Below are 14639 nucleotides of genomic sequence, written 5' to 3'. Positions count from 1 at the left end.
TTATCCTTTTGAAATTTTTAATTTCATCCCAGGTTTTAATTTAGTCCCACTAATACCGTTCCAATCTATAATATTTTGCACAGAAACTCCTGAAAATTTTTGAGAAATACTCCAAAGCGAGTCTCCTTGTTTTACAGTATAGGTTGATACTGGACCAGATAAACGCTTTGTTGTAGCGGCTTTATTTGTACTTGCTGTAGCACTCTTGGTGCTCGTATGTGGTCTTTTAGGATATATGGTTAAACGTTGTCCGATATCAATATTGTTACTTCTTAAACCGTTCCAGCGCTTTAAGTCACTTATTCGAACACCATATTTTCTAGAAATTTTACCAAGATAATCGCCAGATTTTACACGATAAGTAATTTTATCACTGGCCTTTGAAAATTGAGGCAGTGGCTTTTCGCGTTTATTAAATTCAGCTTTTGCATAAGCATATATCTCATCTTCATTATTTACAAAATCACCTATCACATCAAGTGGTAAACGCAATACATAATCTTCTTCTTTTAAATACGGAATAATATCTAATTTATAAGATGGGTTTAAAAACTGAAGCTCTTCAATAGATGTTCCTGTAACTTCAGAAACCTGATCGAGTGTAATCATATGCTTCACTTTTACGGTATCGGTTTGAAAATAAGCAATTTCGGGCTTGACCTGTTTAAACCCATGTTCTTGAGCATATTCAAAAATATACATATTCGCTAAAAAGGCCGGCAAGTATCCAGCAGTTTCTCTTGGTAAATTATGACGAATATTCCAATAATTTTGATACCCTCCCGAACGACGTATAGCTTTGGTAACATTACCAGGCCCCGAATTATAGGCCGCTAAAGCCAGATCCCAATCACCAAATATCTTATAAAGTTTAGACAAATATTTGGCTGCTGCCTCGGTAGACATAATGGGGTCGCTACGCTCATCAACATAACTACTTACATTTAAGCCATACATTTTACCTGTAGTAAACATAAATTGCCATAATCCTGTTGCTCCTACTCTAGATTTCGCCCTAGGTTTTAATGCCGATTCTACAACGGCTAAATATTTTATCTCTAATGGGATATCGTGTTTGTCTAACTCAGCCTCAAACATTGGAAAATAAAAAGCACTTAAATTGATAAGTCTTTGTAATGTTTTGGGCCTGTTTTTTAAATAAGATTTAATTACACTTTCTAAAGCTGGGTTATATTCTACATTAAAAGGTGTTCTTGCATTAAGCGCCTTTAAACGAGCTTTAAGTGTATCGGTAGGCAATTCTGTATAAATTACAGGCTCATAATCGAGCTCTGCAATCGATTTAGAAATCGTGTCGTACAGATTATTATTAAACAACTCATCATGCCATTTCGCATCAAATTGTGCGGCCAATTCGTGATCTTTTAAGTTTTTTATAGAAAAACTATCTACAGCAACCCTTTTTGCAACGGCCTGCCTGCTATCCAATAAAGTGTCTTTAACAACAGTACTCCTAACTTTAGAGCTGTCTTTTATAATATGATTTTGAAGAGAAATTGAATCTGGCACTTGAGAAAAACCTGTGCCTATATTTAGAAAAACTAAAAGTGTAAAAAAACGAAATGCCATATAATCTATATCAATACTTATTGAACGATAATATGGCAAAATTCGTGTATTTTACGCTAAACTAAAAACTTAAGCGCTATTTATTCTAAAATGGCAGCAATTCCTGGTAAGGTTTTACCCTCTAAACTCTCAAGCATGGCTCCACCACCTGTACTTACATAACTTACTTTATCTTCAAATCCGAATTGCTTTACAGCAGCTACCGAATCGCCTCCACCTACAAGTGAAAAAGCTCCGTTTTTAGTCGCTTCTGCAATCGAATTTCCTAACTCTATAGTACCATTTGCAAAAGATTCCATTTCGAAAACCCCTAACGGACCGTTCCATAAAATGGTTTTAGACTCCTGAACTACTTTATCAAAAGCTGCGATAGATTTTGGTCCGGCATCTACACCTTCCCAACCATCAGGAATGGCATAAATATCAACAATTTGTTTATTAGCATCATTACTAAAAGCATCGGCTGCTACAGTATCAACAGGAATATGAACTTGTACGTTTTTAGCTTTAGCTTGTTCTAAAATCTCCAAAGCCAAAGGCATTTTATCATCTTCACAAATAGAGTTTCCTATTTTTCCGCCTTGAGCTTTAACAAAAGTAAAGGCCATTCCCCCACCAATGATAAGGTGATCTACTTTGTCTAAAATATTTTCGATAATGGTAATTTTAGAAGACACTTTAGCACCACCAAGAATCGCTAACACTGGTTTTTCTCCAGTTTGCATAACTTTTTGAATACTTTCAATTTCTTGTGCTAATAAGCTTCCGAAACATTTTTTACCTTCAAAAAACTGTGCGACAATGGTTGTTGAAGCATGCGCTCTATGTGCTGTACCAAAGGCATCATTCACATAAATATCACCTAATTTTGATAATTTTTCGGCGAAAGCCTTATCTCCTGCAGTTTCTTCTTTATAAAAACGTAAGTTCTCTAATAATAAAACTTGACCTGGTTCTAGGCTATTAGCTGCTGCTTCAGCCTCATCACCAATACAATCGGCAATAAACTTTAATTCTACACCTAAAACTTCCTCAACCTTTCCAACAATATGTTTTAATGAAAACTCATCCTGAAATCCTTTTGGACGCCCTAAGTGCGACATTAAAATACAACTCCCTCCATCTTCTAAAATTTTGATTATGGTTGGTTTTGCAGATACAATTCTAGTGGCATCTGTAACCTCAAATTGCTCATTTAATGGCACATTAAAATCTACTCGAATTAAGGCTTTTTTATTTTTGAAATCAAAATCGTTTAACGTTTTCATAGCTCTTTATATTAACTTTTAAAAATTTGTCCTACAAATGTAACTAATTAAAGAGTGTTAAAAAATGAGTTTTTTCACGAAAACGTTTGAATTTTTAAGAATTTAACATCTTTGCAGAAATAATGCTTTAAGCTGAATGCTATATGCCTTATGCGTACAGCCTATAGCGTATAGCTAAGACATGTCAGCCGGAGCGTGTCGAAGGCCATTTTAAGTTAGAAGTAAAAAATTAAATAGTAGAAGTAAAAATTTTGTTATCTTTATTGTTTGGACTATTGACTATTGACTATTGACTATTGACTATTGACTATTGACTATTGACTATTGACTATTGACTATTGACTATTGACTATTGACTATTGACTATTGACTATGGACTATGGACTATTGCATAAAGCCTAAAGCAAACACCTTACTCTGTAAACTGGTACCCTGCAAACTTCCCTAAAACCTCATCGAAGGCAGCAAAAACATCTTCGGAATGGTCTGAAGTTACCATTTTCATTCGATAATCTTTAAAATGCGGAATACCTTTAAAATAATTGGTATAATGTCTTCGAGTTTCAAAAACACCTAAAGTTTCTCCTTTCCAATCGATAGCCATTTGTAAATGTCGGCGTGCAGCTTCCACACGTGCTTCTAAAGAAATTGGGGCTAAATGCTCGCCGGTTTCAAAAAAGTGTTTCACTTGCTTGAAAAACCATGGATTTCCAATACTAGCACGCCCAATCATACAACCATCTAAACCAAATTCATCGCGCATAAGCATCGCTTTTTCTGGAGAATCCACATCACCATTTCCAAAAACTGGAATATGCATTCGTGGGTTGTTTTTCACCTCCCTAATAGGTTTCCAATCGGCTTCACCTTTATACATCTGGGCTCGCGTGCGCCCATGAATGGAAATAGCTTTACAGCCTACATCCTGTAAACGCTCGGCAACCTCCACAATTCTTATCGAGTCATGATCCCAACCTAAGCGGGTTTTTACGGTAATAGGAATATTGGTGCGTTTTACCATTTCGGCGGTAAGTTGCTCCATAAGACACACATCTTTTAAAATACCTGCACCCGCACCTTTACTTACTACTTTTTTTACGGGACAACCAAAATTAATATCTATGATATCGGGTTTAGATTCGGCTACAATATCTATGGTTTGTAACATGCTATCCAAATTAGCTCCGAAAATCTGGATCCCCACAGGGCGCTCTTTCTCATAAATATCTAGCTTCATAACGCTTTTAGCCGCATTACGAATTAAGCCTTCGCTAGAAACAAATTCGGTATATACCAAATCGGCCCCCTGTTCTTTACACAAAGCTCGAAAAGGTGGGTCGCTAACATCTTCCATAGGTGCTAAAAGCAATGGAAAATCTGGAAGTTCTATGTTGTCTATTTTTACCAAATTGAAATAATTGGGCGCAAAAATACGTCTTTTTAGTTAAATATGAGGTGTTTAGTATGCATGAAATTGCTAAAAATCTAATCTTAGGATATTGAAATTCATTCTAGATTTATTATCTTACAATACATTAATCCGCTCATTATGAAAAAATTACTACTCCTCTTCTCCCTCCTTTTTTTATCAATTTACGGTTTCTCACAAAATAAATGTGGTGTCGATGCGGCATTTACAGAAAATCAAAAAAAAGAATTTTTTAAAATACATTCTAAATCTGCACAACTTAAAAGTGCAGCTGTAAACCCAAGTCCGAGTAATATTCAAAGCATTCCTTTGTCTGTTTATTTTGTTAGAAATACGGATGGCAGTTTTTCTGAAAACAAATCTATTGATCCGTTTTACAAATCGATTATAGAAACCAATCGTATTTTAAGCCAAATAGGCATCCAATTTTATATTGAAAATTTCACCTATTTAGATAATAGTGCCTGGTTAAAACCTAACCGTGGAGACGCCAACCACACGGCACTTTTAGCCAACAAAACAGCAAATACAGTTAATGTTTGGATAAATGATGGATGGGCAAATTTTCCTGGTAATTCTGGTTTTGGTGGGGTTTCTGGCGTAGAACTCTATGATATTACAGAAGCCACCGTGCCTCATGAATTTGGGCATTTTTAACCTTAGCTCACACTTTTGATACCAGTGCAGGTGTCGAGCTTGTTGATGGAAGTAACTGTAGCACGGCGGGAGATAAAATTTGCGATACGGCTGCAGACCCTGGAGCAGACCATATAACTATTACCGATTGTGTAAACGCAAGTAATACCAAAGACCCTAATAACCAATTGTATAATCCACCCGTAACAAACATTATGTCTTACTACGGCGGGTTTTGTGGTTTTGAGTTCACTCCTGGCCAATATAGCGCCATGGTTGCTGGTTTCGAGCAGTGGCATACAGGATATATAGGAAATGGCCAAACAACCAATACGCCTACAGCCATGAAAATTACTAACATGGATGGTTACGATGAACTTTCATGGACCAACGGCGCCAACCAAACAGGGACTTTAATTGAATATTCTTCTGATGGCGGAACATCCTGGAATGTGATGCTTGGAACTTTAGCTTCAGAAAACAAAATTATTCTTTCTAATGTTTTAGCAAGCACAAACTATAAATTAAGAGCAAGACACCTAAACAGTAAAACGTATTCTACCATTTTAGATTATACGCCGGCCGCAAATCATCCTGAAAAACCATTAGTGGTAAACAGAGATTTAGACTTTTTACCTGGCATTGGTGAGTTTACTGTGGCAAATACTTCGATTAACAATACATCGAACACTAACAACACATTTTCTATAACAACATATCCAACTACTCCCGAATTTTTTACTGGAGGCACCTATAACGCGACCTTAAAAATTATGACAAATACTTCTGGGTCGGGAGGCAACGCTTTTTTTCTTATTTATTTAGATGAAAATGGCGATGGAGACTTTGACGACCCCGGTGAATTAAAATTTCAAAACCCCGACAACCAATTAAAATTTACGGTTAACACATCTTTTACAGTTAGTACCAATGCTACCGAAGGGTTTACGAGGTTAAGAGTAAGGAGTACTTATCAAAGTTCGACCGCAAGTCCAACCTTTTATTATAACTTTAGTGAAACTGAAGATTACGTGGTTAAACTTGTTAAGGAACAACCTCCTGCACTGGCTGATACTTATAATAGCACGACAAGTCAAGTTGAATTAACATGGACAGACCCTGCAAATACAAGTAAATTTGATATTGAACGCAGCACAGATGGTGTTACTTTTACAAAAATTGCAAGTACTACCGATGGCACTGTAAAAAACTATAACGACACAACTGTACCTCCAAATACACAGGTAGAATATCGTGTAAAAAAGGAAGCTGGCACAACTTATAGTAACGTAGTTTCAATTAATACACCAAACACCAGCACCAACTACTGCCCTCCCATGAGCACACTAGGATGTGAAAACAACTACGGCATCACTAAATTAAGCATCCCGGCTATTGGTTTTGAAAACGATAGCAGTGGCAATTGCGGAATTACCTCTGCAGGATATTCAGACTATTATAGCACAAAAACCATGAATTTAACGCCTGGCAGCACTTATACCATAAATAGAGAAAATACGGGTTATGGACCACAAGGGTATTTCGCTGTTTTTTTAGACAGCAATCAAGACGGCACTTTTAACTATACCGTCGCAAACCAAAGTTCGGCATCCATTCAAATCACCATCCCAGCCGATGCTACGAATGGTGAAACCAGAATAAGATTTAGATCGTATTTTAATCCAATAACCGATGCTTGTGCCGATGCTAATTTTGGCGAAACCGAAGATTATAAAGTTATTATTTCTGGAGGAAAAGAATCGCCTGTTATTAATGCAATGGCCAACAATGCCACCGACACTTCATTAGATTTAAGTTGGGATATTCCTTCTGGAGCTAGTCCGACAGGATTTCAAATAAACAGTTCAACCGACGGCACAACCTTTGCACCGTTAACAAGTCTTGGAGCTTCAATAAGAAGTTATAAAGCATCTGGATTAACAATAAATACGAAATATTACTTTCAAATTATTGCCACGGGCTCACAAAACTCCGATCCCAAACTGGTTTGGGGTACCACCACAGGTGCGCTTGAGGTTGAAGATATCATGGCTCAATCGGTTAAAATCTATCCGAATCCCTCCACCAAGGGAAAAATTCATATAAAAACGACCAAAGCATTAAATTCAATAAAAATTCTAGATTTAAGAGGCGCTTTAATTAAAGAGATTAAAAATCTAAAATTAAATACCCAAAACGAATATATTATTGAAAATTTAAGCAAAGGTTTCAACATCTTATTATTAAATGCGGAAGGCCAAAACATCGTAAAAAAGGTAATTATAAATTAAATTCCTAGGCCTTTTTTAGAAGGATTCTATTTATTCTGAAAAAGGCTTAAACAGACTTCCTGACTAAGCTGTTAAAAACAATAGATATAAACCGATAAAACGTCTATATTTGCAAATTAAATCTAAGTATTAGATTCTTTTATGAAGCACATTAGAAATTTTTGCATTATTGCACATATAGATCACGGTAAGAGCACCTTAGCCGATCGATTATTAGATCATACAGGTTCGGTAACCGCCAGAGAAAAACAAGACCAATTGTTAGACAATATGGACTTGGAACGCGAGCGTGGTATTACCATTAAGTCGCATGCCATCCAAATGGATTATGAATATCAAGGTGAAAAATACGTTTTGAACCTAATTGATACACCGGGTCACGTCGATTTCTCTTATGAAGTTTCTCGATCTATTGCTGCCTGTGAAGGCGCTTTACTTATTGTAGATGCCGCTCAAAGCATACAAGCACAAACCATTTCTAATCTGTATTTAGCTTTAGAAAATGATTTGGAAATTATTCCAGTACTTAATAAAGTTGATTTACCCAGTGCAAACCCAGAAGAAGTAACCGATGATATCGTAGATTTATTAGGCTGCGATCCAGAAGAAGTGATACATGCTAGTGGTAAAACAGGTTTTGGAGTTGACGATATTTTAGCTGCCATTATAGAACGTATTCCGGCGCCAAAAGGTGACCCTAATGCGCCTCTACAGGCCTTAATTTTCGACTCGGTTTACAATACGTTTAGAGGTATTGAAACCTATTTCAGAGTTTTTAATGGTGAAATTAAAAAAGGACAAAAAATTAAATTCGTTGCTACCAACAAAGAATATTTTGCCGATGAAGTTGGTACTTTAAAACTAACTCAAGTAGCCAAACAAAGTGTAAAAGCGGGTGATGTTGGTTATCTAATTACAGGTATTAAAACAGCTAAAGAAGTAAAAGTTGGTGATACCATTACCGATTTCGCCAAACCAACTACCAATATTGTTGAAGGTTTCGAGGATGTAAAACCAATGGTTTTCGCTGGAATTTACCCTGTTGATACCGAAGATTACGAAGAGCTTCGTAACTCTATGGAAAAACTGCAGTTAAACGATGCGTCGTTAGTATTTGCTCCAGAAAGTTCGGCGGCTTTAGGTTTTGGTTTCCGTTGTGGTTTCTTAGGCATGCTACACATGGAAATTATTCAAGAACGTTTAGAACGTGAGTTTGATATGACGGTAATCACTACGGTTCCCAACGTATCTTACCACGCGTTTACAAACAAAAATCCAGATGAAGCTTTTGTAGTAAACAACCCTTCCGATTTACCAGATCCTTCAACCGTTAACCGAGTAGAAGAACCTTATATTAAAGCAACCATAATTACCAAAGCCGATTTTGTAGGTAATGTGATGTCGCTTTGTATTGAAAAACGTGGTAACATTATAAATCAGACCTATTTAACACCAGAGCGTGTTGAATTAATTTTTGAAATGCCTCTTGCAGAAATTGTATTCGATTTTTACGATAGACTCAAAACGGTATCTAAAGGCTACGCGTCATTCGACTATTCACCAATTGGTATGAAAGTTTCAAAATTAGTGCGTTTAGACATCTTATTAAACGCCCAACCTGTTGATGCGCTTTCAGCATTAATTCACGCCGATAATGCACAAACCATCGGACGAAAAATGTGTGAAAAATTAAGAGAATTAATTCCGCGTCAGCAATTTGATATTCCTATACAAGCTGCTATTGGTGCTAAAATTATTTCTCGTGAAACCATAAAAGCCTTACGAAAAGATGTAACAGCTAAATGTTACGGTGGCGATATTTCGCGTAAACGTAAATTACTTGAAAAGCAGAAAAAAGGTAAAAAACGTATGCGCCAAGTTGGTAATGTTGAAATTCCACAACAAGCATTTATGGCTGTTCTTAAATTGAACGACTAAATTCCTGCCTTCGCAGGAATTCAATAAAAACCATTTATCATTTTAGTCTAAACTAACTTGATAAATGGTTTTTTAATTTAAATGTTTTTTCTTCAACAAAAAGTTAAACCCCTAATTACAGCTAGTCACTTTTTCTAAAGAATCAACATAAGCATCATAATCTACCATTACTTCAACACCCTCTACAATAGTGTTACCGCTTTTACTTTTGCAAACCATTAAAGCGGGCATCGTTTCACCTTGAAATTCATAGGCGTCACAAGAAGTACAACTTCCTCGAGTTTTTTCGCCCTCATCAGACGAGCAAGCCAATACAGTAATTGATGAGATTACGGTACCAACAAGAATAATTGTTTTCATAAATATTCGTTTTTTGATTAATGAATATCGAATGTATTATGATATTTTTGAAAGAAAATACATTTTAACATGTAAGCACAAAACTTTAACAAGTAGGAATAAAATTACGTTAAACTTTTGTAAGACAACAAAAAAACTGTTAAACAGATTATTACAATCTCCAAGAACGCGTCATAATAAAAATAGCGATCGAGATTATTTTAGAAAAATACTAAAAGCGAAATATCTCAAAAATTCATACGGATTTTACTACATTTTATTAGTGTAACATTTATATTCTTCTAATAATGCAATTTTTATCACAAATTTGAAAATAGCTCATTTTATACATGAATATTTTTGTAAGTTTATAAGCGAACCCAAATACCCATGATAATTATTCATAAATGACTATTATTCATATAAGTGCCGAATGTTATCCTATAGCTAAAGTTGGAGGTTTGGCAGATGTTGTTGGTGCATTACCTAAATACCAAAACGGATCTAACATAAGATCTCAGGTTGTTATGCCTTTTTACGACAATGCCTTCACAAGAGAAAATTCTTTTGCACCCGTATATAATTCTAGCGTAGCATTAGGAGACACCACCTACCCTGTAAACATTTTAGTTTTAGACGAAAAACCACTAGATTTTGATGTGTTTTTTATCGATATCCCTGAGCTTTTGTTTAAAGACTATGTGTATGCTTCATCGGATACCGAACGCTTTTTGGCTTTTCAAATCGCAACTTTAGATTGGTTACTTACATGGGATACTTATCCAGACATTATTCATTGTCATGACCACCATACAGGACTAATTCCTTTTATGCTGCAAGAAAGTTATAAGTATCAATCATTTAGAAAAACACCTAATCTATTAACCATACATAATGCCCAATACCAAGGTTGGTTTTCACATAACAAAGTGAATTTAATTCCTCCTTTTAATTTCGACCATGTTGGTTTGTTAGATTGGGGGGGCAACATTAACCCTTTGGCAGCCGCTATAAAATGTGCTTGGGGAGTAACTACGGTTTCACCAAGCTATATGGAAGAGCTCAAACAACAAGCAAACGGTTTAGAGCACTTATTAAGTAGCGAACATGAAAAATGTGTTGGAATTTTAAATGGTATTGATAACCACGAATGGAATCCCGAAACCGATACATTCCTTATAAAAAACTATAGTGTTAAAACCGTAACTACTGGTGCTAAAGCCAATAAAAAGTACCTCTGTGAACGTTTTAATCTAAACCCTAAAAAACCACTTTTTGCCTTTATTGGGCGCTTGGTTTATGAAAAGGGGTCCGATCTATTTCCAGAAGTTTTTAAACAGGCTTTAGAACATTATGACATATCCATTTTGCTTTTAGGCTCGGGAGATCCTGAAACTCAAAATCAGCTTGAAGCTTTAAAACCACCGTTTGAAGGTCGTTTTAATGCCCATATTGGATACGACGAACGATTATCGCACATCTTTTATGCTGGAGCCGATTTTTTACTTATGCCTTCTAGAGTCGAGCCTTGTGGCCTAAATCAAATGTATGCCTTACGTTATGGCACCATTCCCATAGTACGACGTATTGGCGGACTAAAAGATACCGTTACCGACATTAGTGCGGAAGGTGGCTTTGGGATTTGTCACAACAACACCAGTGTTCCTGATATTATTACAGCAATAGAAAGAGCATTGATTCTATATAAAAACCAAAAAGAATACAAAACCATACAAACTAAAATCATGGAAATAGACCACTCTTGGGATGTTTCAGCTCGTGATTACATAAACTTATATAATTCTCTAATAAAACTAAATTAATATGATTAACAACAAGGTTTTATCCATTATCCTAGGTGGTGGACAAGGTTCTAGATTATATCCCTTAACACATCAAAGATCGAAACCCGCAGTACCGATAGCTGGGAAATACAGATTGGTAGATATCCCCATTTCTAACTGTATAAATGCCGATATTAAACGTATGTTCGTATTAACCCAATTTAATTCGGCTTCACTTAACCGTCATATTAAAGACACCTATCATTTTAGTTTTTTTAGTAGTGCTTTTGTAGATGTATTAGCCGCAGAGCAAACCCCAACCAATAAAGGCTGGTTTCAAGGTACTGCCGATGCCGTAAGACAAAGCATGCACCACTTTTTAAGACACGATTTTGAATATGCTTTAATTCTATCTGGCGATCAACTCTATCAAATGGATTATGCTGAAATGATTGCAGCTCATGAAAAAAGTGGGGCAGAAATCTCGATTGCAACCATACCTGTTGATGATAAAGATGCTCCAGGTTTTGGTATCCTTAAATCTAATGAAGATAGTATTATTACCTCATTTATTGAAAAACCAGACCCTAGTTTATTACCCGAATGGACATCGGATGTAAGTGAGGAAATGAAACAACAAGGCCGACACTACTTGGCGTCGATGGGAATTTACATTTTTAATAGAGATTTATTAGTAAAACTCATGGCCGACGAATCGACCATAGATTTCGGTAAAGAAATTATTCCTCAATCTATTGAAAAACATAAAACCTTAAGCTACCAATATGAAGGGTATTGGACAGATATTGGAAACATAGATTCGTTTTTTGAAGCCAATCTTGGATTAACAGACGATATTCCAAAATTCGATTTATACGATAAAACCAAACGTATATACACCCACGCCAGAATGCTTCCAACAACCAAAGTTGCAGGAACAACCTTAGATAAGGCCGTATTGGCAGAAGGCTGTATTATTGGAGCTGCAAAAATTGAACGCTCTGTTATTGGAATACGTTCCAGAATAGGAACCGAAACCACCATTATAAAAACCTATATGATGGGTAGCGATTATTATGAAACCCTTCAAGAAATTGAAGAAAACAAAATAGAAATTTTAATGGGTATAGGCGATCGCTGTTTTATAAAAAATGCGATTCTCGACAAAAACTGCCGTATTGGGGATGATGTAAGAATAAATGGTGGATCACATCTAGAAGATACAGAAACCGATACTTATGTGATTAAAGATGGCATTGTAGTAATCAAAATTGGCGCAACGATTCCTCATGGATTTGTAATATAATATATGGCACAAACGACAGTTTACAGTCTGTTTACAGACTTCGATATTAACCTCTTCAAAACAGGGAAACATTATAGATTATACGAAAAATTTGGCTCACATATAGTGACTGTCGATGGTATAGAAGGCACTTATTTTGCCGTTTGGGCACCAAGCGCTAAAAAGGTTTCGGTAATTGGCGATTTTAATTACTGGAAAGCAAACGAACATGAGCTTAATGTGCGTTGGGATTCTAGCGGTATTTGGGAGGGCTTCATCCCTTTTGTTGGTAAAGGCAACTTATATAAATACAAAATTGAAAGTCATAATAACGGTATCGTTACCGAAAAAGCCGATCCCTATGCTAGACGCTGTGAGCATCCGCCAAAAACCGCTTCAGTTGTTTGGGAAGACACCTATAAATGGAAGGATAAAACCTGGCTGAAAAACCGTAAAAAACACAATGCTATTGATGCACCTTTTTCAGTATATGAAGTCCATCTAGGCTCGTGGAAAAAAAATATCGAAGAGGACAGATCGCTATCTTATTATGAACTTGCAGACGATTTAGTAAACTACGTTAAAGACATGAATTTCACGCACGTGGAACTCATGCCAATCATGGAGTTTCCCTACGACCCATCGTGGGGCTACCAAATAACAGGTTACTTTGCTCCTACTTCGCGTTTTGGCTATCCCGAAGAGTTTAAATACCTTGTCGATAAACTGCACCAAAACGACATCGGTATTATTCTAGACTGGGTACCATCCCACTTTCCTGAAGACCCGCATGGACTAGGCTTTTTTGATGGCTCTAATTTATACGAACACCCCGATCCTAAAAAAGGCTATCACCAAGATTGGAAAAGTTTGATTTTTAATTACGAACGCAATGAAGTCCGTTCCTTTTTAATTAGTAACGCTGTATTTTGGTTAGACCAATACCACGCCGATGGCTTACGTGTTGATGCTGTGGCCTCTATGCTATTTTTAGATTATTCTAGAGAAGATGGCCAATGGGAACCCAATATGTACGGTGGAAGAGAAAACCTTGCAGTAATCAGTTTTTTAAAGGAATTAAACGAAGAAATATATGCTTCCTTCCCCGATGTGCAAACCATAGCCGAAGAATCTACAGCATTCCCTATGGTTTCTAAACCGACCTCTATAGGCGGTTTAGGTTTTGGTATGAAATGGATGATGGGTTGGATGCACGACACCCTAGAATATTTCCAAAAAGATCCTATTTATAGAAAATACCATCAAAACGACATTACTTTCAGTTTGGCTTATGCCTTTACCGAAAATTTTATGCTACCACTATCTCATGATGAGGTCGTTTATGGTAAAAACTCCATACTAGGTAGAATGCCAGGAGACGAATGGCAACGTTTTGCCAACTTGCGTTTATTATACGGCTATATGTTTACCCATCCAGGAACCAAACTTTTATTTATGGGTGGCGAGATTGGACAATACAACGAATGGAATTTCCAAGGAAGCGTGGAATGGAACTTGTTGGATTTTAACCCACACCAAAACACTCAAAACTATGTTAAAGCTTTAAACAAACTTTACAAAACCACACCTGCTTTATACGAAAATGGTTTTAGTCATGAAGGTTTTGAATGGATTAGTTACGATGACCACGAGAATTCGGTAATCTCATATATTAGAAAGGGTTATAAAGAAAAAGATCAAGTGGTCGTGGTTTGTAATATGACACCAAACCTTATGGAGAATTACAAAATTGGTGTTAACCAAAAAGGTAGGTTATCTGAAATTTTTAATAGCGATGACGAGTCCTTTGGCGGTAGTGGCGTAAAAAACAATAAATCAATTAGTATTAAAAAAACAGCATGGAATGGTAAAGCTTTTTCTGCTGATATCATCCTACCACCATTAGGGATAGTAGTTTTTAAAATTGGATAGATTTTCGATTTAGAATTTAGCCTCTTCTTTATTTTTAAGATGAGCCAATAATACTAAGGAAATTCAAAACGAAAGGCTCGTTTTCTTACTAAATAAACATATCACTTTTCATAAGATTCCTCTAGAATCCTATGAAAAGTGTATACT

General features: G+C 36.2%; 10 protein-coding genes. 6 read left to right on the top strand and 4 right to left on the bottom strand.

Features of this window, described 5'->3' with window-relative positions; translation table 11 throughout:
* The 3 genes from C1A40_RS06805 to dusB form a co-directional block, all read right to left on the bottom strand.
* Complete coding sequence (locus tag C1A40_RS06805; RefSeq protein WP_102995242.1) at nucleotides 1–1590, bottom strand: lytic transglycosylase domain-containing protein; 1590 nt, start codon at nucleotides 1588–1590, stop codon at nucleotides 1–3.
* 80 nt (nucleotides 1591–1670) lie between these two features.
* Nucleotides 1671–2858, bottom strand: a complete 1188-nt coding sequence (locus C1A40_RS06800) for a phosphoglycerate kinase (protein WP_102995241.1) — start codon at nucleotides 2856–2858, stop codon at nucleotides 1671–1673.
* A 412-nt stretch (nucleotides 2859–3270) separates the two neighbouring features.
* On the bottom strand, nucleotides 3271–4266 hold the full coding sequence (dusB, locus tag C1A40_RS06795; RefSeq protein WP_102995240.1) for a tRNA dihydrouridine synthase DusB: 996 nt from the start codon (nucleotides 4264–4266) through the stop codon (nucleotides 3271–3273).
* Nucleotides 4267–4407: 141 nt separating this feature from the next.
* On the opposite strand from dusB, the gene C1A40_RS06790 reads away from it, so the two are divergent.
* The 3 genes from C1A40_RS06790 (at nucleotide 4408) to lepA (ending at nucleotide 9152) form a co-directional block, all read left to right on the top strand.
* A complete protein-coding gene (locus C1A40_RS06790) occupies nucleotides 4408–4944 on the top strand; it encodes a zinc metalloprotease (protein ID WP_102995239.1) in 537 nt (178 codons plus the stop codon).
* 194 nt (nucleotides 4945–5138) lie between these two features.
* A complete protein-coding gene (locus tag C1A40_RS06785; RefSeq protein ID WP_102995238.1) occupies nucleotides 5139–7214 on the top strand; it encodes a GEVED domain-containing protein in 2076 nt (691 codons plus the stop codon).
* Nucleotides 7215–7355: 141 nt separating this feature from the next.
* Nucleotides 7356–9152, top strand: coding sequence for a translation elongation factor 4 (gene lepA, locus C1A40_RS06780; protein ID WP_102995237.1), 1797 nt, complete (start codon nucleotides 7356–7358; stop codon nucleotides 9150–9152).
* Nucleotides 9153–9263: 111 nt separating this feature from the next.
* Here the strand turns inward: lepA and C1A40_RS06775 are convergent, their stop codons facing one another.
* Entirely contained in the window at nucleotides 9264–9512 is a 249-nt protein-coding gene (locus C1A40_RS06775) for a hypothetical protein (RefSeq protein ID WP_102995236.1), read from the bottom strand.
* 386 nt (nucleotides 9513–9898) lie between these two features.
* Between C1A40_RS06775 and C1A40_RS06770 the strand changes: the two genes are divergently transcribed.
* Genes C1A40_RS06770 through glgB form a run of 3 tightly spaced genes read left to right on the top strand, consistent with a single transcriptional unit; the run spans nucleotide 9899 to nucleotide 14492 of the window.
* Nucleotides 9899–11314: a glycogen synthase gene (locus C1A40_RS06770; RefSeq protein WP_102995235.1), complete on the top strand. Its 1416-nt coding sequence runs from the start codon at nucleotides 9899–9901 to the stop codon at nucleotides 11312–11314.
* 1 nt (nucleotide 11315) lies between these two features.
* Nucleotides 11316–12581, top strand: coding sequence for a glucose-1-phosphate adenylyltransferase (locus tag C1A40_RS06765; RefSeq protein ID WP_102995234.1), 1266 nt, complete (start codon nucleotides 11316–11318; stop codon nucleotides 12579–12581).
* Nucleotides 12582–12584: 3 nt separating this feature from the next.
* Complete coding sequence (gene glgB / locus C1A40_RS06760; protein ID WP_102995233.1) at nucleotides 12585–14492, top strand: 1,4-alpha-glucan branching protein GlgB; 1908 nt, start codon at nucleotides 12585–12587, stop codon at nucleotides 14490–14492.
* Nucleotides 14493–14639 lie beyond the last annotated feature (147 nt).

It is taken from the genome of Tamlana carrageenivorans (assembly GCF_002893765.1).
GTDB lineage: Bacteria > Bacteroidota > Bacteroidia > Flavobacteriales > Flavobacteriaceae > Pseudotamlana > Pseudotamlana carrageenivorans.
This window is presented reverse-complemented; position numbering and strand designations above follow the sequence as displayed.